Annotated in this window: 22 protein-coding genes and 1 other annotated feature; of the genes, 2 read left to right on the top strand and 20 right to left on the bottom strand. The window is 35.9% G+C overall.

From position 1 onward, the window contains the following. Positions 1-95: 95 nt before the first annotated feature. The 12 genes from GHC26_RS15635 to GHC26_RS15580 all read right to left on the bottom strand — a co-directional run bounded on the left by GHC26_RS15635 (position 96) and on the right by GHC26_RS15580 (position 14,098). On the bottom strand, positions 96-587 hold the full coding sequence (locus GHC26_RS15635; protein ID WP_163972190.1) for a helix-turn-helix domain-containing protein: 492 nt from the start codon (positions 585-587) through the stop codon (positions 96-98). Positions 588-787: 200 nt separating this feature from the next. Then, a complete protein-coding gene (pepF, locus tag GHC26_RS15630; protein WP_163972189.1) occupies positions 788-2,602 on the bottom strand; it encodes an oligoendopeptidase F in 1,815 nt (604 codons plus the stop codon). Positions 2,603-2,721: 119 nt separating this feature from the next. After that, positions 2,722-3,912, bottom strand: coding sequence for a competence protein CoiA (locus tag GHC26_RS15625; RefSeq protein ID WP_163972188.1), 1,191 nt, complete (start codon positions 3,910-3,912; stop codon positions 2,722-2,724). A 189-nt stretch (positions 3,913-4,101) separates the two neighbouring features. Next, entirely contained in the window at positions 4,102-4,791 is a 690-nt protein-coding gene (mecA, locus tag GHC26_RS15620) for an adaptor protein MecA (protein ID WP_163972187.1), read from the bottom strand. 338 nt (positions 4,792-5,129) lie between these two features. Next, a complete protein-coding gene (gene spxA / locus GHC26_RS15615; protein ID WP_163972186.1) occupies positions 5,130-5,525 on the bottom strand; it encodes a transcriptional regulator SpxA in 396 nt (131 codons plus the stop codon). A 437-nt stretch (positions 5,526-5,962) separates the two neighbouring features. After that, complete coding sequence (locus GHC26_RS15610; RefSeq protein ID WP_163972185.1) at positions 5,963-6,559, bottom strand: GNAT family N-acetyltransferase; 597 nt, start codon at positions 6,557-6,559, stop codon at positions 5,963-5,965. 178 nt (positions 6,560-6,737) lie between these two features. Then, positions 6,738-7,958 (bottom strand): putative glycoside hydrolase, encoded by a 1,221-nt coding sequence (locus GHC26_RS15605; RefSeq protein ID WP_163972184.1) that lies wholly within the window; start codon positions 7,956-7,958, stop codon positions 6,738-6,740. Between the two features lie 479 nt (positions 7,959-8,437). Then, positions 8,438-9,793 (bottom strand): amidohydrolase family protein, encoded by a 1,356-nt coding sequence (locus GHC26_RS15600; RefSeq protein ID WP_163972183.1) that lies wholly within the window; start codon positions 9,791-9,793, stop codon positions 8,438-8,440. Positions 9,794-10,050: 257 nt separating this feature from the next. Beyond that, entirely contained in the window at positions 10,051-10,587 is a 537-nt protein-coding gene (locus GHC26_RS15595) for an NADPH-dependent FMN reductase (protein ID WP_163972182.1), read from the bottom strand. Between the two features lie 26 nt (positions 10,588-10,613). Next, entirely contained in the window at positions 10,614-11,582 is a 969-nt protein-coding gene (locus GHC26_RS15590) for a fumarylacetoacetate hydrolase family protein (RefSeq protein ID WP_163972181.1), read from the bottom strand. 640 nt (positions 11,583-12,222) lie between these two features. Next, on the bottom strand, positions 12,223-12,936 hold the full coding sequence (locus GHC26_RS15585; RefSeq protein ID WP_163972180.1) for a FadR/GntR family transcriptional regulator: 714 nt from the start codon (positions 12,934-12,936) through the stop codon (positions 12,223-12,225). Positions 12,937-13,222: 286 nt separating this feature from the next. After that, entirely contained in the window at positions 13,223-14,098 is an 876-nt protein-coding gene (locus GHC26_RS15580; RefSeq protein ID WP_163972179.1) for a VOC family protein, read from the bottom strand. 1,054 nt (positions 14,099-15,152) lie between these two features. Continuing rightward, positions 15,153-15,327 (top strand) — a binding site (T-box leader). 56 nt (positions 15,328-15,383) lie between these two features. On the opposite strand from GHC26_RS15580, the gene trpS reads away from it, so the two are divergent. Beyond that, entirely contained in the window at positions 15,384-16,379 is a 996-nt protein-coding gene (gene trpS, locus GHC26_RS15575; RefSeq protein ID WP_163972178.1) for a tryptophan--tRNA ligase, read from the top strand. Between the two features lie 204 nt (positions 16,380-16,583). On the opposite strand, the gene GHC26_RS15570 is transcribed toward trpS, so the two are convergent. From GHC26_RS15570 to GHC26_RS16005, 6 genes are all read right to left on the bottom strand, one after another. Further along, the gene (locus GHC26_RS15570) at positions 16,584-17,345 is read right to left on the bottom strand and encodes a YjbA family protein (protein ID WP_163972177.1); all 762 of its coding nucleotides are present in this window, start codon (positions 17,343-17,345) and stop codon (positions 16,584-16,586) included. 188 nt (positions 17,346-17,533) lie between these two features. After that, positions 17,534-17,740 carry a hypothetical protein gene (locus tag GHC26_RS15565; RefSeq protein ID WP_163972176.1) on the bottom strand — a complete coding sequence of 69 codons (207 nt, stop codon included), beginning with the start codon at positions 17,738-17,740 and terminating at the stop codon, positions 17,534-17,536. Between the two features lie 343 nt (positions 17,741-18,083). Further along, complete coding sequence (fabF, locus tag GHC26_RS15560) at positions 18,084-19,325, bottom strand: beta-ketoacyl-ACP synthase II (protein WP_163972175.1); 1,242 nt, start codon at positions 19,323-19,325, stop codon at positions 18,084-18,086. Between the two features lie 45 nt (positions 19,326-19,370). Continuing rightward, positions 19,371-20,309, bottom strand: a complete 939-nt coding sequence (locus GHC26_RS15555; RefSeq protein ID WP_163972174.1) for a beta-ketoacyl-ACP synthase III — start codon at positions 20,307-20,309, stop codon at positions 19,371-19,373. Positions 20,310-20,689: 380 nt separating this feature from the next. Next, a complete protein-coding gene (locus tag GHC26_RS16245; protein ID WP_226376968.1) occupies positions 20,690-20,818 on the bottom strand; it encodes a DUF2269 domain-containing protein in 129 nt (42 codons plus the stop codon). A 374-nt stretch (positions 20,819-21,192) separates the two neighbouring features. Beyond that, positions 21,193-21,657: a hypothetical protein gene (locus GHC26_RS16005; RefSeq protein ID WP_226376967.1), complete on the bottom strand. Its 465-nt coding sequence runs from the start codon at positions 21,655-21,657 to the stop codon at positions 21,193-21,195. Between the two features lie 600 nt (positions 21,658-22,257). Here GHC26_RS16005 and GHC26_RS15540 point away from each other — a divergent pair. Further along, entirely contained in the window at positions 22,258-22,422 is a 165-nt protein-coding gene (locus GHC26_RS15540) for a hypothetical protein (RefSeq protein WP_163972170.1), read from the top strand. Between the two features lie 412 nt (positions 22,423-22,834). Here the strand turns inward: GHC26_RS15540 and GHC26_RS15535 are convergent, their stop codons facing one another. Together GHC26_RS15535 and GHC26_RS15530 are read right to left on the bottom strand one after the other, a co-directional pair. After that, on the bottom strand, positions 22,835-23,803 hold the full coding sequence (locus GHC26_RS15535) for a BMP family ABC transporter substrate-binding protein (protein ID WP_163972172.1): 969 nt from the start codon (positions 23,801-23,803) through the stop codon (positions 22,835-22,837). A 59-nt stretch (positions 23,804-23,862) separates the two neighbouring features. After that, a complete protein-coding gene (locus GHC26_RS15530; RefSeq protein ID WP_163972171.1) occupies positions 23,863-24,438 on the bottom strand; it encodes an NAD(P)-dependent oxidoreductase in 576 nt (191 codons plus the stop codon). Between the last annotated feature and the right edge of the window lie 318 nt (positions 24,439-24,756).

The raw sequence follows: 24,756 nt of genomic DNA, 5'->3' as shown, positions 1-24,756 counted from the left end.
GCCTACTACAACGAGAATATCTTTTAATCGGAATCCTTCTTCTTTGAGTTCGAATGCCACCTTTGTTTGTACTTTTCGTGGAACGCATTCGGATTCTACCGAAAAGCTTTCAACTTTTTTAAGTAGGCATTTTCTAGTCTTAGTAGTTCATTCTCACGTTCTAATTCTTTTTCGCGTGTTAACTTTTTTTCTTCCTTTTTCTTTTGTTTATTGGGTTTCTTAGACATAGAAGGCCGCCCCTTTGGTTTTGGAATCAGGCCTTCTACTCCTTGTTCATGAAACTCTTTCATCCAGCGTATAATCAAGGAAGGGTTGTTCAAATTAAAGTGAACAGCAGTATCTAAATAAGAAGCACCTGTGTTTAACATAAATTGTATCGTATCTAATTTAAATTGAACAGAATACTCCCTCTTCATTTTTCTTCGTTTTAACCCATTCATTCCTTGAGACTCATACGATTTCACCCAATCACGTATAGGTGTTTGGCTACCCATATTATTTTTTTTTGCCAATGATCCATATCCAATGTTTCCATCTAAATACTCGGCGACAAGCTTCATTTTAAATTCTTCACTATATTTTGCCACAAAAAACACCCCCGAAAGTTAGATTTATTACTCTAACTTTCGGGGGTCGGTACCCTATCCAAGCATTTTTATATGTTAATTCAAGTGCTAAATTAGGTGCTAAATACTTTGCAACATCTTATGATACTTCGTTAAGCTTTATCGTCTCTTCCACAGTAAGAGAACTACTTATTTAATCCAGATCAACCTTCTTCCAGTTATTATTCCCCTAATAACATGTTTTCCATTTCACTTAGTTTTTCCTCAAATACGTTTAATGCATCAACGATAGGTTGTTTGGAGGTCATATCTACGCCGGCCTTTTGCAATACTTCAATTGGATAATCGCTGCTGCCAGATTTCAAGAAGTTCACGTAACGCTCTACCGCACCTTCTTCTCCAGCTAAAATTTTATTGGCTAGTGCTGTTGCAGCGGAATAGCCTGTTGCATACTGATAAACATAATAATTCATATAGAAATGAGGAATTCTTGCCCATTCTAATCCAATCTCATCATCAGAAACGACATCATCACCAAAGTATTTTTTATTTAGATTGTAATAAATTTCAGTTAAGCCATCAGCTGTTAATGCTTCCCCTTCTTGCAAACGCTTATGAATATCATGTTCAAATTCAGCAAACATCGTCTGACGGAAAACAGTTCCTCGGAATCCTTCTAGGAAGTGATTAAGTAAATATAACTTTTTCTGTTGGTCATCTAAGTGATTCAACATGTAATCATTTAACAACGCTTCGTTCGTAGTAGATGCTACCTCTGCCACGAAAATAGAATAGTTTCCATAACGGAATGGTTGATGTTTACGAGTGAAATAACTGTGTACAGAGTGACCCAATTCATGTGCCAATGTAAACATATCATTCACATTGTCCTGCCAATTCAACAGGACGTATGGATTGGTCCCATATGCACCAGAAGAGTATGCTCCACTACGTTTTCCTTTATTTTCTTCCACGTCTATCCAACGATTTTCATACCCTTCTTTTACAATGTTGACATATTCCTCGCCTAATGGACTTAATCCATCTAGCACATATTGCTGCGCTTTTTCATATGGTATATTCATATCGACATCTTTTATAAGTGGTGTGTACATATCATACATGTGCAATTCATCTACACCTAATACTTTTTTACGCAGTTTTGCATAACGGTGTAATAGGTGCAAATGATCATTTACTGCTTCAACTAAATTATCATACACTTGCTCTGGAATATTATTGTTATCCAATGCAGCCTGTCTTGCAGAATCATATTTTCTAACTTTCGCATTAAAATTATTGCTTTTCACTTGCCCAGTTAAGGTAGAGGAGAATGTATTAATAAATTCTCCATACGTTTTATACATCGCTTTAAACGCATTTTTTCGCACTTCTCGGTCACTCGATTCTAAAAATCCAATGTAACGACCCTGGGTAAGCTCAACTTCTTCTCCTTTTTCATTTTTGACAGTTGGAAAGGTCAAATCAGCATTATTTAACATACTAAAGGTATTTGAAGCATTCCCCATTGGCTCAGATGCTTCGGCTAATAACACTTCTTCCCGCTCACTTAACACGTGTGGCCGTTGACGATTAATTTCATCCAATGTCTTTTGATAGTTTTGCAGTTCTTTATTTTCTTCTATAAATTGTTTTAGTTTTGCTTCATCCATCGCTAAAATCTCTGGTACGATAAAACTCATACTACTTGATGCTAATGTTAGTACATTTTCCGCTTTGCCATTTAAGCCTTGGTAAAATGAATTCGTGGTATCCTGATCATATCGCATATGCGCATATGTATATAATTTTCCTAGCCGCTCCGAAAGCTGATCTTGTAATTGGAATACTTCCAGTAATGAGTCTGAGGAATTCGCTAATTTTCCTTGGTATTCGGTTATTTGGGGGATATCCTTTTTCAAGTCGTCTAATTCCTTTTCCCAATCCTCATCTGATGCAAATATGTCTTCTAGTCGCCAAGTTCGTTCAGTTGGGATCTCATCTCTTTTTGGTAGTTCCTTTGTTGTGTTTGCCATACAACATCCTCCTTTAAACGTTTGAACACGAAATAATAATTCCTATTATATCTATTCGTGATTTACGTCATTTTTCCTTTTATCCATACCTTTTTTTAGTATAACGAAAAAAAACTGGATCATGCTTGTATTTTGTTTTTGATCTTGATTAACTGCTTCATTACCTCTTGATCAGCTCGGATAGCTTGTTCGATATTCGAATGAAACGTGATAGATTTTCGTTTTTGATATTGTTCTGGTCCTACTTGCTTGATGACCATTAGTCCTCCTAATAAGTCGAGATAATTTCTAATGGGATCTTCTATTTGTTGCCGTAATGGAAACGTATTAGATTGGAAAAGAACTGTGCGAAGTAATCGATAGCATGCATCAATAGAAAACACACCGTGAAGTGGCAGTGGATCAATGATATCTATACATAAACGACTTTGCCAATCCCATGGAGGGGTTTTCATCCGATATTGGCCTTTCACTGGAAGATATACTATAGATGGTAAATAAATGGGATGGGTTTGTTTTTGATAAAGCCATCGTTGCCATTTAAGGGTTAGTCCAGATGCAACCCGTTTAGGTGGCTTTTGGCGGAACAAGATTTTCTCTTTATTCCATATTGTATAGATGAGTTGTGTGGGTAATGGATTTGTTTGAAAAAGGGATGTAAAACGCATCTCACGTAACGTATGAACGGTAAATGTACCAATAGCCTTGGTTGGTGTCATTTCGATAATGTGCTGAAATTGGATGAATTTATTCGTTGTGGGACAAAAGTAGAAAAGGGTTGGAGTAGTTATTGAAGAAAACTGGTGGATCAGGTGGCGAGTAAATGGATTCAAGCGTAGCATATGTTGATTCTTTCGTTTGAATTGGTTGGCACCTATAATCCATATTGGAACAATTCCCGCTTGCCTGTACCCTTTACTTCGTTTGATAATTTCGTCCGTACTGATTTTCGCACATTGATATTCAAATGCCATTGTTTTATTTCCAATTGTCACTAATAAATCTGGTCGCTGCTGAATATCAGGAAGATAGATTTCTAGTTGGACGTTCAGCTTTTGCGACTGTAGCCATTCATATAGCTTGAGTTTCCCCTGTTCATGGTAAGCACCTTCTGTTTTTTCGTTGGATGGACACGTATGCTGGGAATAATGTGAAAAATGTGGGATCATCTTACGTCCAGCTTTTATCATCACAGCTTCATTACATGCAGGACAATAAAACTGTTCCGTTTCTTTCCATGTTTCAATCTCGATTCGTGTATGTTTTGCAAGGGTCACAAGCCTACCTTCTTTCGTTTTTGCTTGTAACAAAAAAATCACCTCCATCGTATACATAGTATTCGACAAAAAGTGATAAATTCCTGCTATTAGATTTTTGAGTTAGAAAACTTGGCATTCGCTCGTCCTTTTATGGTGAATGCCTTAGTTGCACTTATGCAGTAGGAAAGTTTTGATACTTTCCTAGCTGCCAAAAAAATAAGACACCTACCAATCAGGTGTCTACACTTGTGCTGGGAAATAAGTTCTAACTTGAGCAAATGTGTCATCCTCAAATACTGTTTTCCCATATTCTTCTAGTACATAAACCGTTACATCTGTATCATTTGCAAATTCGAATAGCTGACTAATCTGGTCTTCTTGTTCGCTATCATCTAATTCATCTTGGTCAAATTCGACATATAGATAGTAATGACCATTATAATGGAATAATTTCTCGCTTTCATTTTTAGGGATATCCGCAAAATAGTGACTTAGCTGAATCACATCTTCAAAATCTTGGAATCGGACAATCATCGATAAATTTTCCCCATCATCTAAAGGTTCAGGTAACTTCGCTGTTTCATTAGAACCAAATTTCTCCTCTAGCATATCTTCAATTTTTTCATCGATAGAGATATCAATCGTTTTGCCACTTTCGGTTGGGAGTTCAAGGTTCTCGCCATCTTTAGAAATTTGTGCTTTCGTCACAACGATCTCAAGTCCCTTTTCGAGTGCTTGGACTTGAATCCATAATGGACCTTCCACACTGAAGTCTTCTTTGTAATTGACTTCATCCATCATTTGCCAGAAAAGTTGTTCACTGCGTTCTCGGTTATACCAGATTTCTTCCCGTCCGAATCCGCGTTCCTCAATGTCCATATACGAAATGTAAAACTTAATGGTATTTTCATTTATTCGCTCTATCTCCATCTATCCTTCTCTCCCTTCTTCTCGAGAATATTTTAAGGTGGAAGAGATTACTTTCACCTTCATTTTGTCCATTGCTTAAAGAACAAGTTCTCCTTAGCATATTCAATAAGCAGACATTTATATATCTATTGCTTTATTAGTATTGTATGCGATGCAATTGTATTTTGAAAATTGATATGCCTATACAAATTGCATTGTAAATTATTATTTTAACTTATCTTATTCAATTTGTCATCCAAAAATGAAAAGTTTCTACATAATAAAAACGCAGAATTACCTCTTTCTGGATTCTGCGTTTTTTATGTGTTTGCCAGTTCTACATTTGTTTTTACAAAGGCCTAGTTAACCATTCGTTGAGCTTCACGTAATTGAAATGTACGCACTGTTCTTGGTAAGAATCGGCGTATTTCATCTTCATTATAGCCAACCTGCAGGCGTTTCTCATCAAGAATAATTGGCCTTCTTAATAATCCTGGATTCTCTTGAATTAGTTCAAAGAGATCTTTCATCGGTAACTGATCGATATTCACATCTAATTTTTGAAAGACTTTTGATCGCGTTGATATTATCTCATCAGTTCCATCTTCTGTCATACGAAGGATTTCTTTAATTTCATCCATTGTTAATGCTTCTGAAAAAATATTACGTTCTTTAAACGGAATATCATGTTCAATTAACCAGGATTTCGCTTTTCTACAAGATGTACAACTTGGTGAGGTATAAAGTGTTACCATGTAACTTCACTCCTCATTCTATAAGTTTATATGCACTTCATAACATCCGATTATTACTTTAAAATCATTTTAAATAACCTGATATGTATATTATACTATAATTGTCAAGTGAAAGGTAGATGTAATTTACAAAAAAAATAATGTTCACGAAATGTTCTTAATTACATTACAATCTTCAAAATGGAAATTTAGTCTTTATGTTTAAGATACCCTATTTCGTTTTCAATTAAACCATATATTTGAAAAAACATTTTTTTTTTTATGTGAAGGATCTTTTCACATGCTTAGTTGTTTTTTCTTCTTATCTATTGCGGTGGAATCAGGTTTCACCTAGTTTTATGGAGTGAATCGTCATTCCGTTATTTGCCAAGCATCCAATCAGCCCATGTAAAGTAATACGATCGCCATGATAACATGGCGATCTGTCCTAATAATGGTTAGTTCAGTCTGTTCATTCCATTTAAGTTAGCAAAAATATTATCGGAATCTCGATTTTCATCGTAAGACAATACTTCATCTACTGGTTGATATGATTCTCCATATATTTCTTCATCTTTATACGTGTGAATCGTTTCATACATTTGCTTCATTTTCTCATATATTTCTTCTTCTGATTCATCACTTGGCGACCAATAAAGGATTTCCATATTATTTTCCTCATTTGTAGCTAATGAGCGGCGAGAATAGCCAATCGATTGTGCATGGGTAAACCCTTCACGCTGGTAAAAGTGAAGACGCTTTTCCGTGTCCGTATCATCATAATCAACTGGTTCAACTTCTAGGATAATTGGCTTATTCTTCTTTTTGAGCTTCTCCATTAGTTGGTGACCAATTCCTTGCCCTCTCGATTCTGAAGAAACCCATACATAGTCTATAAAGATAAACGTATCAAATTCAGCATACATCATCACATGATGTGGACCTTCATCCTTATAATACACATCACCTTTTTCCTCCAGGAGTGTTTCCATATGCTCTTTTGATTTCATTTCTTCTACTGGAAAGTATTTGTTTAGCTTTTCATACCAATTCATTGATCTACTCCCTTTTTTCATAGTCGCATTTTAGTATACAGATATATATGACATTTGTTAAATTGAGTTTGAAGCCATTTATTCCGATATACGCTTACTTTTCCCAATAATACATAATTCAAACCAATATACGTCAAAATAAAGGCAGAACGTCAAATTTGTACGTTCTGCCTTTAAATTAGTCTATAGGTGTATAATCCACATTTTCCGAATAAACGTTTCCAGCATTCCAAATGAGGAATTCGTTGATCCCATTTTCCTGTAATGCTTTGATCTGCACTTCCACTTCTTCTTTTCCGTATTCAGTCGGGGCTCCACTATATAGCCATGGCGCTTCAAAATCCTGTATCCATGGCCGTGAAACAGGCTGATTATCTAGTTTATCTAGTATTTCATTTTCAACCTTTGCATATTCAGTTGTTAAACGATATGGCTCTTTATCTGGCATTTCAATACCGAAATAAGATGTCCAGTGACTAGGATAGATCATGGAAGAAATAACATCAACATTTTCAGAAATTCTAGAGAAGTTTTGACCAATTCCAGGTGTTTCTTCTACTGTTGCAGCATAACCGAAAATATCAACAGACACATCAATATCATACTGTCCTAACGATTCATGCGCATACGCGACAAAATCAGTTACTGCTTCAACCCGTTTTTTTACATTATTTAAATCTACATCAGCATACTCGCCTAATGTATAATCCAGCTCTTCATCTCTGGTTTCAAAGCCCTCTGGAAAACGTACGTAATCAAACTGAATTTCTTGAAATCCTAATTCGGCAGCCATTTTAGCTATTTCAATATTATAATCCCATACTTCTTTTTCAAACGGGTTAACAAATGCTTCTTCTTTATTGTTTACCCATACATCGCCATTTTTTGTAAACGATAAATCAGGACGTTCCCTAGCTAATTTGGAATCTTTAAATACAACAATGCGTGCAATAGGATAAATTTCTTTTTCCTCTAATTCTTCTAAGGTTGCTCGAACATCTTTAATATAGTTTGTCCCAATTGATTCATAAGGAGACCCTTCTCCAGGCTGATAGGTTAAATTACCGTGATCATCCTTTATGTCAATAACCATCGCATTTAAATCAGACGAATCAACTAAATCGACTAATGTATCAAACCGTTCGCCACCTGCAGAATTACCAGTTACATAGATTCCTCTTACAGCATCTGGATAATCAAAATGTAAGCCAGAATCATATGTAAATCGCTTAATTGGTTGTTCCACATCAATTTCTTTTGTCGCATATTGTCGTTCTTGGTGTGCTGTTATTATTTTGGCGGATTCATCCCCACTACTACTATAGGAAAACGCTGGTATACTAAGGCTTAGTAGGAGTATTAAAGCGAAGGTGCCGATCATTAGCTGCTTTTTTGTCATACTACCAATCTCCTAATCTACATCATTTTAAGTCTATTATATAGTAGATTTGGTGAAAGGTGAACGCCTATTTTAAAATTTTGTCGAAATTTTGGAGGTAATTTAAATCAGGTATGGATTGGGATTTTATGGAGTTTCTGGAAGAATCAGAACATCCAGCTCCAGCGCTCAACGACTAGCGCAACATCCCTCACCTCCGTACGACGACGACCACGACGGTCTAGTATCGGCGTTGGTCACAGGACGTGACCGTATTTAGCCGATAAAGTCAACATCGATTCACTGTGTTCATCGTGTTTCCTTTATCTCCTACGGGGATTGTTCGATTAAAACCACCACTTTGCGTGGCAACATCGAACCACCTGGCATGGCCAATGCAGTTCGTATGTCGCTAACTGGGCGCTTCTAGCTTTTGTTCAAAAAACATGACCTAGCATAAAGTGAACGTTTGCTAGGTCATGTTACATGATCATTATTCATTATACTAATACATTATCAGGTGTACCATATTTTTCAAAAATGGCATTTCTACTTTCAATCGCTAATTTACGTATTTTTTCTAAATCAACATTTAGTAACTTACCATCTCGTTTAACGGCCTTTCCAGCAACAAAAACAGAATCAACATTTCCTGTGTGTGTACATTGAACAACCGTACCAATCGGATCATTCACAGGGAAAATATTTAAATCAGAGGTCCGTACCATAATAATATCAGCCTCTTTGCCTGGTGTGAGTGTACCGACTTTGTCTTCTAGCATTAATGATTTGGCACTTTCAACTGTTGCAAATTCTAATACTTCTCTAGCAGATAGGTGCAATGGTTCTGGCATTTCGCCACCAGCGATTATTTTACTATTTACTCTAGCACGCTCTGCTTGTAGTGCAAATTTCATTTGTGCAAACATATCTCCACCAGTAGAAGTAACAACATCTACACCAATACTAGGTTTTACTCCGTTTTCAATACATAGTCCTGTCGCAGGATATCCATGTCCCATCATCATTTCAATTTCTGGTGTAACAGAAATGGAACCACCATTTTCAGCTAACATTTTCATTTCCTCAGGACTAACCGCATTCGCATGTGTGAAATTTAAATCTGGACCTAATAAATTAGCATTATTTAGTTTTTCGATGGATCGATCAACTGCTCCCCATGTACCAAACCCTAAATGCATACTACAAACGACATCAAGTTCCCGTGCTAAGTTAATTTCTTTCACAGACGTCTCCCAGGAAGAAAATTCAGGGCCACGAATGGCAAGTCCCATTGTTAACAATTGATCCTTAGAAGAGAAGTACTTTTCTTTGATTTTTTTCGCATCTGCACCATTATCTATTGTACTCTCCCTATTCCAATATTCCGCATCACCTGGAGCACCATGCGCAAATACGGCACGGGCACCAGATTCTTTCAATCCTCTGATCATCTCATCCGTATGGTCATTTGACATAATCATAGTCCAATCCAAAAAGGTAGTTACCCCAGAATCTAAAGCTTCTAAAGCACCTAATAAGTTTCCAATATAATCATCCTGTGGTCTTCTAAGGGAGCCAATGTTTCCGAAATAGATACTTCCTAAATACTTTTGTAATGACCAGTCTGCACCAACATTCCTCACAACCGATTCCCAAGTATGCCGATGTGAATCCACTAACCCTGGCATGACAATCATATCTGATGCATCGATCACTTCACAATCAGAGGCTTCAATATTTGGCTTTACTTCCACTATTTTCGATCCTTCTACTAGGACATCCGCTTTATTAAAATCACCAATATCCTTATCAAGCGTTAACACAATACCATCTTTAAAAAGTTTTCTCCCCATTATAAATCTCCTCCTTTAAATTTACTTCATTTACCAATCTGCCACACATTAAAGATAACGCTTTCATAACATGCCACATTAAACTATGGTTTCAAGTACTCTCCATTCTCTTTCCCCCTTCTAATATTTTTAAATATTATGAATATTTTTATCATAATTTTATAATGTTGAAAAGGGATGCTTCCTCCCTTTTCAACACATTATCCTAGTTTTATTATAGTTATTACTTGTATTTCGCAATATTGGAACCAAGTATTTTATTGCCATTCGATAAAATGGTCCATAACAGAATCTAATAAATCTAATGACTTTTCATCTATTAATTTTCCTTGTTCATCAAATTTTTCAGGTGCTTTTATTACTAAAAATTCATTTGGTGCAGGTGGTAAAACTTTTGCATTAAGACCTGGGCTACTTAGGATTTTACGTAAGTCTATTTGCGCTCGAATGGTACCCATCATTCCAGTCGATGCGCCTACAATCATAGTAGACTTACCAATCATCGGCCTATCGCCACGTGATAGCCAGTCTAAACTATTTTTTAGTACTCCTGGAACAGACCAGTTATATTCTGGTGTAGCAATGATGACCCCATCACATTCTGATATCTCCTTTTTAAATTCCTTTACTACTTTTGGAGGTTCTAATTCTTCATCTTGATTAAATAATGGTAAATGTTCTATTTCTATTATTTCCAATTCTACTAAATGACGATAGCGGTCCTGAATATTTTTTAGCAACATCGTGTTATAGGATTCAGTGCGAATACTTCCAGAAATACCTTTTAGTCGCATATTGCATGATGCCTCCCTTTCATCTTTTAGCTATCTTTAACTACTACTTTATTTTCCTGTGTACCTAAATCAATTTCCCCATCTAAACTTTTAATTTCACACCTAATCATGTCTCCATTTTTTAAGTAATTATCATTATTTTCCCTAATCTCCGCTAGTTTTTTCGTTTTATCTTGTACGGGAACAGAAGGATTCATTAATAATTCTAGTTCTTCTGTTGAAAGTTTTAATGCTACCCCACCTGGAGTTCCAGTTAGCCACAAATCACCTGGATAGAAACTCATTAACTGTGATAATTCAGTTAAGGATTCTTCAGGTTTATACAATAGTTGTTCAGTCGTAGCTGATTGACGGACATCACCATTTACGGAAAGCGTTAATTCTAAGTTGTGTATCGTTGTTGGTTCATCCTCATCAAATAAATATAAAATAGGCCCTACCGGACAAAATGTACGATAACTTTTTCCTTTGAACCATTGTCCTTCAATAAACTGTACATCACGTGCCGAAACATCGTTTGTAATGACATAACCAGCAATGTATTCGTTTAAATTATCAGAAGTAATCTCTACCCCTTCACTAATTTCCTTTCGTATCACTACTCCCAACTCAATCTCATAATCCAATAAATTCACATGTGGAGGACATAAAATATCATTATGCGGGCCGGTCATCGAACTTGGTGCCTTCGTGAAAATCAAATTATAAGGAGGTCTAGCACTTTTCATCCCAGCTTCGGCACGATGCGACCCATAGTTAGCTCCTTGGCATACTACTTGGGCTGGTGTAGTTACTGGACTGACTAACTCAACGTCAGTTAATATTAGCTCACCCTTCCCCTCTGATAATGCTTTTTTTGCTTGGGTGATCCCATTCCCATTTAAAAATGATGCCAGAGATTCATAATTACCTTGTATCGGGTACACCTTATTATCGTGAACAGTTCCCCATATGTATTCGTGGTTACTTTTATATCGAACTACACTAACTCCCATTTTAGTTTCCTCCCCTATTCACCGTTTAGTTCATGATTTATTCATTAATAATATTATATTATTTTATTAATAAAGTCAATGAAAATAGGTAATTTTCAGAAAAAATATTAAAAGCCTCCTTACAGGCTAAGAACGCCCATGTCCTGTGACAACACCTAAACTAGCACGTCCTGTATATCGTAGTTACGTACGGTCTGTTCTTGGCCGAGCTATGTGGTTGATTCTAAGCCAAGGAAGTGTTCCTAAACAGCACTCCTAAACGCCAAAAACTTCTCCCAAGAAAGCACGGTTGTCTGTCACTGATATAAGTGAAATACCTCAAAAAGGGATTTGAGCTAGCTTGTCAGTTACAGAGTTAGCAATACAAATCGTAAAAAGTAAATCGAAACGCTTTCTCTGTTAAAAAATCAGCAAGACAAATCGATACAACTTCTCTACTACTAAATAGCATAAAACTTAGATAAAAAGTAATCGAAGGCCTGTCTGTTACCTAATTAACAATCTGAACTACAAGAAATTGACATATCACCCTTTAAGAATGACATGGTGACTTTAGCTCCCCACATAAAACAAACACACATCATTTTTAATATGATAACGTGTGTTTGGATTTGTATTCTGTAAAATAAATTCTGATTTTTCACGAATAAGAAGTATGTATTTTATTTTGATTCGGATCCTCGATAACCTGGCCAACACGAGTTAGCAATTCATACATTTTCTCTCTGGCAAGCTTTCCGTTTCGTGAACAAACTGCTTCCATTAACTCCTTATGTCTTTTTAATACTTCTTCTTGATCAATGGATTGAATGGTTTGGATTCGGCTATGCAATAATCCACCTTGCAATATTTTTATCAGACTAATCATTAATTCATTATGAGATGCGGCTAGAATACTGTGATGAAACTCTGTGTCTGCTTTAGCCCATTCTTCTTCATTTCCCAAAGAAGTTTCAAGCTTTTTATAACACTCTTTTATTCTATTTAAATCCACTTCCGTTGCCTTTTTTGCTGCAAGTTCGACCGCTGCAGGTTCAATTGCCATACGAACTTCTGTTAATTGAAGTAATACATGCTTGCTATTATTTGATTGAGAAGCCCAGGCTATGACATCTGGATCCCACCATTGCCAATCGCTTCGTTCACGTACGACTGTCCCGACTTTTGTAGAGGATTCTACAAGCCTTCTTGCCGCTAAACCCTTTAATGCTTCTCTAACAACTGTTCTACTTACACCATTTTCTTCACTTATATCTTCTACCTTTGGCAAAACATGTCCTGGCTTCAATTTTCCTTCTATAATCTTTTCGCCTAAATCGTGTAATAATTGTTCGCTTAAGTTACGTGGTGCCATTACCTTCTTCCTTTCAGTGGTAGTTATCTTCCATTTCTTTTTAATTTGAGAAAACATAAAAATAATATCATAATATTTAATTTTATTCGATGTATCTTTTTTGAAAAACTCGCATTAACAATGGTGTTAGTTTTCTTGCACTTATGGACGTTAAAACTTTAACTACGTCGGTTCCACTTCTTAGCAAAAATGTTATGCTTTCCTAACGTGTAGAAAAAAAGCATCTTACGTAAATAACATGTAAGATGCTAGAACATCATATTTAGTTTACACCCTACTATCTGTTTTACACCAAAGCATTTTCAAAGTCTACACCCCATAAAGAAAGACACTCATCTGTTGGCCATACTTTTGGTTTTTGTGGAAAATCTTTATGCCATGGTCTTGGTTCGAAAATACCTAATTCTTTAATGAAAATATCAGCATCAGTGAACAGCTCAATTCTATTACCATCTGCATCTGGATGATAGCAAGCGATATTATGTCCTGCTCCATGACGAGATGGTCCCCATTCGAGATGAATATCGTTCAATCGTAAAAAATCAATCTTTTCGACTAGGTGATTGTAATTTCTCATTTCGAAAGCAAGGTGGTGTAGTTCATGTTTTCCAGATTCACAAAAGTTTAATACATGATGATCACGGTTACATGTCATAAAGGCAAAGAAATCTTCAATCCAATCTGTGTTCACAAATCCTAATTTACTATAAAACGCTACTTGTTTTTTTGCATCCTTTACATTTAAGGATATATGACCAATTTTATTCGGGATAATTCCTTGTGTTTTAAATCCAGGGTTAACAAGTTCCATCTTTGGATATAAATGAATGACATAACCCTCTGGATCTGTAAACTCAATAAGTTCATCTACACCAGGTTCAGTTTTGATTTCATTTGTTATATCAAATTCAAATTTTAGATACTCAGAGACCTCTTGAACAGATAAGTCTGAAGTATATTGTAATCCGATGCTACGGACACCTGATTCTTCGGATGGTGTTAGTATAATGTTATGATGATCAATTGCACTACTTAAATAAACTCTTCCATCTGATCCTTCCTCCGTCAATGAAAATCCCATTATATCCGAATAATAAGACGACATTGCCTGTTTATCCTTCACTCCAAATTCCACATACCCAAGTTTAAAAATATTTAACATTACAATTCCTCCCCCAAAAATAATTTATTAATTAATAGACAGTCAAACTGTCTATTTCATTCATCCATTTACCAATTAGCAATAATACTTCTTCCTTTTTTAGAAGCATGTTATCTGGATGTAAACTTGAAGGAAATTATTTGTGTCTTGTCTGTAGGTGGCAAATCGTGATTCGTCTTGATGGGTAACAATGTTGGAGAGTGAGTTAAAAGGTGTTGTTATTTTGTAGTGGATTACTAATGGTGAAAGACTACTTTTAACTATGTAGAGTTGATTTTAATTAATAATATTATATTATTAAAAGGAAGTCAAGCGCTTACATTTATTTTTTTGAAAATTTTCCGATAAATATTATCAGTAAATGCTATCTGCTTGAAGAAAAGTATAATTTTGGAAGTAATTATTACGAAGCACATAAATGGCTTCAATAAAAACTTTGACAAAAAGAGAGTCTCCTATAAGTAAGAGGTTTCCATTACGATATCGATGCATTTTAACACCCCTTTTCCCCAAAATTGTTACCTTTATTTTACCATGTTTTTACATGAAAGGGATATTCTCTTTTCCTGCACCTAGTAACCCTCTTACTGGGCGATCTAGTGAATCTAACTGAATGGCCGATATAAATACAAAACCCTGCAGCAACGTCGACAAACTATCGATGGACTCACTTTTGAATGATGCTATTAGTCCTTCATATAATTTGTGAAGGACTATTTATTTTGCTCTTGAATAGCCTCTTCACAATTGTATTCTCACAGCTTTTAATTCTAATCTGCCTTACTGCCTTCCTGTCGGTTAATCCGCCGTGATAACAACAATATTACGGACTTTTATTAACTTCCCCTCTTGCATTTCATCACTAGGCTATATATATAAAGATTATTTTTACTTCATTTTGAACGTTTAGAACTCGACTATTTAAAATAGACAGCGCAGAAGGATATGACTGCTAATATACTCAACCAGTGGCTTGAAAATTGATCTGGTAATAGAAATAATTCACTGATATTTGATTTCTCTTCTTTAAATCGTATATAATTATACAAAATTAATAGTTGCGATGATAAAGATATAGTACAATTACCCTCTGGCTATTAGAGAGCTTGTGGTTGGTGAAAACAAGTACCATGGTGGATTGGAATTGGGCTTTGGAGCTAATTAACTTTTAAGTGATTCTGCTAGGAGTAGAATAATAAGGGTGGCACCGCGGTTCATTCGTCCCTTTTTGGATTGGGATAAATGAGCTTTTTTTGTATAAAAAAATGAAATTGGAGTGAGGAATATGAAAACTATCTTTTCTGGAATTCAACCAAGTGGTACCTTAACAATTGGTAACTATTTAGGTGCAATGCAACAATTCGTCAAATACCAAGAAGATCATAATTGCTATTTTTGTATTGTGGATGAACATGCAATCACCGTTCCGCAAGATCGGTTAAAACTACGTAACAATATTCGTTCCCTTGCAGCTTTATATTTAGCTGCTGGAATTGACCCGAATAAATCGACGTTATTTATCCAATCCGAAGTCCCTGCACATACTCAGCTAGGTTGGATGCTGCAGTCAATTAGTTATATCGGCGAATTAGAACGAATGACACAATTCAAGGATAAGTCAACAGGAAAAGAAGCTGTTTCAGTTGGATTATTAACCTATCCACCATTAATGGCAGCTGATATTTTACTCTATAAAACGGATATCGTCCCAGTGGGAGAAGATCAGAAGCAGCATCTTGAATTAACAAGGGACTTGGCACAACGTTTTAATAATCGATATAATGATATCTTCACCATTCCAGAAATTGCGACACCTAAAGTTGGAGCACGTATTATGTCCTTGCAAGAACCAACGAAAAAAATGAGTAAATCAGACGAAAACGAAAAAGCATTTATTTCCATGTTAGATGAACCAAAGAAAATTGAGAAAAAGATCAAAAGTGCAGTTACGGATTCTGAGGGTGTTGTCAAATTTGATAAAGAAAATAAACCAGGCGTTTCTAACTTAATGACAATTTATGCAAGCTGCACAGGAGAGTCCATTAAATCGATTGAAGAAAAGTATGCTGGAAAAGGATATGGAGAATTTAAAGCCGATGTTGCACAAGCTATCATCGCTATTTTAAAACCAATTCAGGACCGTTACCATGAATTAATTGATTCAGAGCAACTTGATGACATTTTAGACCAAGGAAGAGATAAAGCTGCAGCTACTGCCAATAAAATGATCTTCAAGGCTAAAAAAGCAATGGGATTAGGACGAATAAAAAAGAAAAAATAAGCTCATAGCGTCGATGCGAAGTCTCGTATCGGCGTTTTCACTGGAAAAATCCACTAGTTTAGGCGTGAATGGCTCAAGTTCACAGTTTTGTCGCTCAAGTTCACAATAAATTGGCTCAAGTTCACAATTCATCCGCTCAACTCATAGCCAATCCACTTAAATTTAGGCACAAAAAAGCAGTGATACGCACATCACTGCTTTTTGCTACTGTTGTTTAGATGTATTTTGTTCTTGGCCTTGCTCTAGCTGCCACATTTTTTCGAGGAATGGTTGGCCTTTGATCATTTTTTTACATAAGTCTTCATGGGCTTCACTCCACCCATTTTTTACACCATCATAGAGCACCTGCCAAACTGTCTCCTCATCCATGTGACGGATATATGGGTATTGCTTTGGATCCCATTCTGTTAACCAATAGCGCAATTCTTCTAAATTGTTTGTTGTTCGTAATTGATCAAGTGCCATCATTAACAGCTGCTTCAATTGACGTTCTTTTCTCGTTAATCCAAACACCAACTTCGGTTCCATCGATAACATATGGTACTCTTTTTGATGCATGCTTTCATCAAATCCAAAAGACTCTGGTTTTGTATTACGAACCATATCAAATACGAGCTGTTCTTGGCGCGGGATAAGCCTACTTTTTCGTATTGGAATACGATAACCAATTGTATCAATAGCAACAATGTCATTTCCGTCCGTCACAACACAAGCATATTCTAACACTGTACGCTTTTGTCCTTTACGAATATACGCACGTTTAAAAATGGTATCTAATAATTCATCCGGCAAGTCATGCATATCATTTTCGATATAGTTAAATAACGGTTCGGTTATGTATAGTAGTGGAACTTGATCTAACAATTCAATTTTATCCTCCTTTCGCCATTCATGAAAGTAACATACATTGTATCCATTCTCTTCACCTTCGAACCAATTTACCCAAACATCATGTAAGTACAACATAAAACAACCCTCGCTTTTTAACTCTTAATCTAAATGTTTATTTGATGGTTTTAACTATTTAACAGGTAACAGGAAAAACATTTAGTACCATTCACCTAACAATAGACAGGCACGTTTTTCCATTAAAAATTTTATTTAGAATACATTATGACCATCATTGAAAAAAATTATTCGAGTTTAGCTAAAGATTAAGAGTTATTCGGAAAGCGAGTTATTACAAACAACATCATGAGAAGACCAATAGGTAAAAAATAACATTCAATTCGACCACTAATAAAAAGAATATAATCCACCCATGTTAAGCCAGCAGGCAAAAAGTTAGTATATGCAATGATTGTTACACCACCAGACACAGCTAGTCCAAATCCAGTCAAAAAAAGTAATAAATACCCCATTGTTTCTTCCACCTTTACATTATCTAGAACGTCCATAGCAGTATCTTAATGAATAGAATTGATGTCCTTCTTCATGGTGGTCCTTATTATGTGAAAACTTGTCCAATACTTTTACTCCATTTTATGCGAATTTGGCCCATACATGCCTAAAAGTTTCTGAAATCTTTACCATTAGAAAAACTCGCATTCACTCGTCCTTTAGCGAATGTGTTTAGTTTTTCTTATACTTGGGACTCAAAAAATTTTAGCTACGTCGAGTCCACTTCTTCGCTAAAATTTTATACTTTCCTAACGTGCAAAAAAAGGATGAAATCAATATTAGATTTCACCCTTTTCTCAAGCATTACTTATCATATTTTTTAAAAATTAAAGCGACATTATGACCACCAAAACCAAGCGAGTTACTCATGACAACATTGACATCCTGTCTACGTGCTTCATTTGGGACGTAATCCAAATCGCATTCTGGATCAGGAGTTTCGTAATTCATCGTCGGTGGAATCGTACTGTCTGCAATTGTTTTTGCTGCAATAACAGACTCAACACCGCCAGCTGCACCGAGTAGATGGCCTGTAATCGATTTTGTAGAAGAAATTGCTACATGTTGGGCATGTTCTCCTAAGACTGCTTTTATTGCTTGTGTTTCATATTTATCATTTAACTCAGTACTTGTCCCATGTGCATTAATATAGTCAATTTCATTAGGCGAAAGGTTAGCATCCTCAATTGCCTGCTTCATGGCGCGTGCTGCTCCTTCACCATCCTCAGCAGGTGCTGTAATGTGGTAGGCATCACCTGTTGACCCATAGCCAACAATCTCTCCATAAATAGTTGCACCACGTTCTAAAGCACTTTCCAATGTTTCGATAACCATAATACCAGCACCTTCCCCCATTACAAATCCATCTCGGTTTTGATCAAATGGACGGCTTGCCGTTTTAGGATCCTCGTTAAACGTTAATGCTTTCATTGAGGAAAACCCAGCAAATGCCATGTTCGTAATAGGGGCTTCTGTACCACCTGTAATCATATAATCGGCATCTCCACGTTGAACCGCTTTAAATGCATCACCAATCGAATTGGCACCAGATGCACATGCTGTTACCGTACAGGAATTAATCCCTTTTGCTCCTAATTGAATCGATACTTGTCCTGCTGCCATGTCTGGAATCATCATTGGCACGAAAAATGGACTGACACGTTTGTATCCTTTATTAATAAACTTTCGCATCTGATCTTCATATGTTTGCATTCCGCCAATACCAGACCCGATCCAAACCCCTACACGATCAGCATTCTTTTCATCAATCGTTAAATTTGCATCCTCTACTGCCATTTTAGAGGCAACCACTGCATATTGGGTAAATAGATCCATTTTGCGTACATCTTTTTTGTCAATATAATGGCTTGGGTCAAAATCTTTTACTTCTGCAGCAACATGAGCAGGAAAGTCTTCCGTATTCAAGCGAGTTAGATAGTCAATGCCTGAATTCCCTTCCACCACATTATCCCACATCGTCTTCACATCATTTCCAATAGGGGTAACTGCTCCAAGTCCTGTAATGACGACACGTTTTTCCTCCATATCGTTTTCCTCCTATTCCTTATCTCTGATCATGGGTGTAATCCTTTATTTTCCCCAGCGTAAGGCGACTGCTCCCCATGTTAATCCGCCACCAAATCCAACTAACACGACGACATCATTATCTTTAATTTTACCATTTTTTACGGCCTCTGATAAAGCAATTGGAATAGAGGCAGATGAATTATTTCCATACCGTTTGATACTTGTTGCCATTTTGTCTTCGGAAATTCCTAACCGTTCTCGTGCAGCTTCCATAATACGAATGTTCGCCTGATGTGGAATTAAATAGTCTACATCTTCATTCTTTAGTCCTGCTTGTTCAATAACCTTAACAGATGACTCTGGCATCTGGCGTACCGCGAATTTAAAAACTTCACGACCATTCATAAAGAGGAAATCATTATCATCTTGATAGAGATGTTTTGCACCAGAACCATCAGCACCTAGTTCAAATGAGAGAATTCCTTTATTCTTAGATACTTCTCCAAGGACAGCTGCACCTGCACCATCCCCAAATAGCACACATGTATTACGGTCAGACCAGTCCGTAATCTTGGACAGTTTTTCCGTACCAACAACAAGTACATGTTTATATACACCCGTATCGATAAATTGTTTCGCTGTAATCATTCCATACATGAACCCGCTACATGCAGCACTAACATCCATTGCTGCAGCTTTTGTTGCACCTAACCGATCTTGTAGCATACAAGCTACTGATGGAAACGGTGTGTCCGGCGTAACCGTTGCTACTAAAATCAAATCAATCTCTTCGGCTTTAACATTTGCATCATACAATGCTTTTTCTGCTGCGTAAAAAGCCATATCCGATGAATCGATATCATCACTTGCAATTCTTCGTTCTTCTATTCCAGTTCTTGTCCGGATCCATTCATCACTGGTATCAACTGTTTTTTCTAAATCTTTATTTGTTACGACGTTGGTTGGCACGTAATGTCCGACCCCTAGTACACCAACACTCATATGTCCATCCCCTTTGTTTTTACTAGCAATTATTATGACTTGGTACTAATTTTAATCGATTCTCTCCATTTCTGCAAGATCTACCTGGTGTTTAAGTTGCTTTAGAAAAGCATAGAACAGTACACCAAGCTGTTTTCGCATGATTGTTTTTTTATTCAACCAAATTCCTTTTTAAAAAGGGTTGACCACATTAAATAAAGAATAATATTGGGAATTATCGTTGATATCGTTCCAACAACATCCCAAGTTCTTGAAGCTTTTTTATAATGATTTTTATTGAATGTTTCTCCATTATATTTAATTATTTTTCTTTGCAGAGGTAACAAAAGAATACCCCATATGACTCCTGTAATTGTAAATAATGTGAAGGAAATCGTTAACTAGTTTATTTCATCAACTGAATAATTACTCTTTATTGCTAATAAAAAACCAGAAATGAGTAAAGCGATAATACTGGGTAAAGTAAACACATAATCAGCAACCATTATATTCTTTGCTGTTTTGTTAATATGTGTTTCATATCCAGAAATTTAAGCCTTTAATTTCCAAAAAGCAGCCATGATAATATTTCCAACAAAAATAATTGCCGAAATAATATGTATTAACAATAAATAAGCCATTTTATCTATACTAGCACTTCATATATTTGTTTTTTACTTTCATCTATGCTTCTATATTTCGACAGGTAACTTAAGTAATCCTCTATCAAATAAATCGTTACTATGCCTTTCGTTTACCATCAATAGTTCCTCTCCTTTATTTTCCTAGCCTGTCATTAGTTTAAAGCATATTTCTTCACAGTTTTAAAAAAGGAAAGATAAAACCTCTCCCCTTCTTAAAAAGACTACGTTAATGTATTCTTACTCTATAACCCTCTCCTAAATTACAGAGTCAATCCCTTTTTCTTAGCATCTTCATCTACGCCTACTCCAATTGCTAAACCAATACTTATTCCAAATGGTAATCCTAGTCCAATATTATCAAATATAAGCAGTCCAAGTACTACACCTAAACTTATGCCAAGCGACATATATATACTCATATAATATCCACTTGGTACTAACTTGTGTTGTTTCTGTAAATGAGATCTGATATCTCCTATTTTTTGTTTATGGTGTTTAAAATCATCTTCTACAAGAGAATCTTTTTTATCCATTAAGTGTTCGATGTGGGCTTCTAAATCAATAAAGTGTCGATAACATTCCTCACAATCCGTTGAAAATGAACTTAACTTTTGTATGATTCGCTTGCACTTATCTAATTCCATTTTCTTTGAATCTTGTTCCCCAACCGTACTTTTAATTTCCTCAAGTGTACTATTTAGTTTATCCACTCTTTGCCCTTCCACAATTTCACCCCCCACTCTCCTACTCATTTTACTCCGATAAACAACAATACTGAAATAAGCAAAGGGAAAAAGAGGCTAATAATATTTGTTTACCTTGGGCTTATGCTGTTATTTTGTATGGGATATATCCTTTTGGATAATTATCGTCTAAGTAAATCTGAACAGTGGTTAAATACATCCACCCTAACACAAGGAGATATTCAAAGTATTCAACAGTTAGGATTCTGGACTTCACTACTTGAATTTTTGTTTTTAGGTTTATTCGTACTTACAACTTTATTATTATTTCGTTATCGAAAAAATAGAAAGACCTTAACCAATTTTATATTCATACACCTTGGTTTATTTACTACTATATTTTTAATAGGATATATTTTGTCATTTTTCTTGATAGCCCCTATTGGTAATTTAACACAACCTTTAATTGCAACATCCTTCCTACTTGTGATAATAGTCCTTTATACTGTTGTTAGGTTGATAAAGGAACGTTTAAGTAAACGTATTAAACCTTTCCTATAGAGCTATAGGGTGCAATATTTCAAGAGCATTTTTCACTTATTGTACGGATCAGTATAGTTAAATAGAATGGGGGAAGGACAGATGATGGATAACCAATATTTTGTAGGTTGGGGTACACTGGCGTTGATAAATGCTGCACTCGCACAAGGAAAGAATAGGACGGGAATAAACTGGTTTTTGCTTTCACTTGTATTAGGTCCTTTGGCAACACTGATACTGTTATTTGTTGAAAAGAGGTATCAGTAGCACTAAAATTCACAATAACTGATATAAATTTAAAAGCGAGGGGTGTAGTATTGTTCGTTCTCGTTTCTTCAACTATTGCACCCTTAGTTGAAGAAACAATTCTAAATACTAAGGGCTTAGAGATAAATTTCTCTAAACCCTTTTTAAGTGTGATTTATAATGTGATTTATGTTGCGGAAATCCTGTGAAATACTCTGTGATTTTCTATATGATTTACCATTTTGCACCTCACAAGTAAACCCGTTATACTCAAAATCCAGTCGTTATTATTTAATTTTAAAAAAGTATTGGATTTCCTTTCAAAAACACAATGAAAATGACTTTTAAGCACATTTAAAAACGCTCAGAAAATTTCTGAGCGTTTACGTTACTGATCGAATTTAATTCGTACCTACACTCTCGCTCCAAGCATTTAGTCCACTTCTATTTCATTCGGTAATAGGCTTGTCTCTTTATATTGTTCCACATATTCTTTTACGTCCTCTTGAAAGGATTCTGGTACTTCATCACTGAATTCCCCTAAGGTAATCACGTCATCTTGAAAATCAAATGTTTCCACTGTGCCTTTTATTGTCCCATCATTAAATTTTTCCGCAGCAATTTCATATAAGTGGTCAACATGTTGGATCGTGCTCGTTAATACCGTCTCATCATCAATAGTTGATTGATCGGTAACATATCCAATGGCATATAACCCGTCATCCTTTACATGGTTAATAACGGTTGCACTAAATGCATCACCCGTCGGATAAAACACATCAACATTATCATTTTTCATTACGTCGTACACATCTAATGCTGTATGAGTATCTCGCCAGTCATTCACAAATCGCATATGTACATTTGCCATTGGATTTTGGTATTTAACTCCTTCATAAAACCCCTCTACTTCTGGCTGCCATTCGTAAGCACCAATAATTCCTACTTCATTTGTATTTGTCATTTCCCCTGCAATCATACCTGCAAAGAACCCCATTGCATGTGAATTGAAATTTAAACTCGTTACATTTTCTGCTGTATACCCACCATTAAAATAGACAAAGTGAACATCTGGATAGGACTCAGCAATTTCAACAAAGGGCTGACCATAATTACTACTATGACCAAATATTAAATTGACACCGTCATGTACCATATCTCCTATAGCTTCATCAATTTCTTCCGCTGTTTGAACATTTTCTTTCACATATACATCTATTTCATATTCGTCTGCAATGCTCATTAAACCACGGTGTCCCTTTTCTTCCCATGGATGTCCTTCTATGGTGTTTTCTACGAGCATCCCTACATTTTGAACATTTCCAGTTTCAAAATAATTGCATCCTGCTAGAAGTACAATTCCTATTAAAACCCCTATATACATGGACAATTGCTTCAACATGGGCACCTCAATTCTATATTTAGTGCTGCTTGGTGCTAGATAGTAAACAATATAGACTATTAATAAAATGGTTGATAGCGTTTATAATGGTCCCGGACAATCTTGATTTGTTCATCTATAGGTCTATTGTCACGAAGATAAATTGAATTTTCAAGTGTTACACCATTGTCGGATCTAGCTCTTGCTGATTTAACTAAGATGGTATCTGGCTTATAATGTATCTGAATCCATTCAAGCAGTTCCTTACAAAAATCCTTGATATAAACTGCTTCTTCCTTAAAGTAATTGGAATCAAATGGAATATACTCTCCTTTATTATATATGCCATTTTCATCCATAGACATCCATTCTCCAAAAAGTAATGGAAATGTAACATTTTGCTCATGGCGTGCTATCTGGTCAATTATGACAATCCTCTGATCCATTTCCTTTACCGTAATCCTCATATCTTCGTCTAGACCCCTCTCTACTGTCACAGGCGTAAATAAATCATTACGTGCAAAGAACATTGCTAAGAATTCTTCTTTATCTGTATCCCTTTTGCCAATCCCATAAACGTGATGACTTTCTTCTAATAATTGGTTGACAAGGTGAAAGCCGATCCATTGATAACAATTTTCCACCATGACATTCATTTGATTGTCCTCCTGTCCTCTTTCTAACAAATTATTCTACCTACTAAAAAAATGCTTTTCACTACTGGACGTATTGCATATAAGATGGATTATACGCAGTAACTAGAATATGCACATTGCTTCGCTTCGGAAAAACACTTCGCTTTCCGCGGGGGAGTGGTGAGCCTCCTCGGGCTAGCGCCCTGTGGGGTCTCACCGATCTCCTACTTCCCGCAGGAGTCTCCGTGTTTTTCCTACGCTAGCTCGTAGACTAATCCATATTTAGATCATCATTGATGCTAATATAATAGTTGATTGGAGCGAAGGACAGTCGACTCC

It is taken from the genome of Oceanobacillus halotolerans (assembly GCF_010993955.1).
Lineage (GTDB): Bacteria > Bacillota > Bacilli > Bacillales > Amphibacillaceae > Oceanibacillus_A > Oceanibacillus_A halotolerans.
This window is presented reverse-complemented; position numbering and strand designations above follow the sequence as displayed.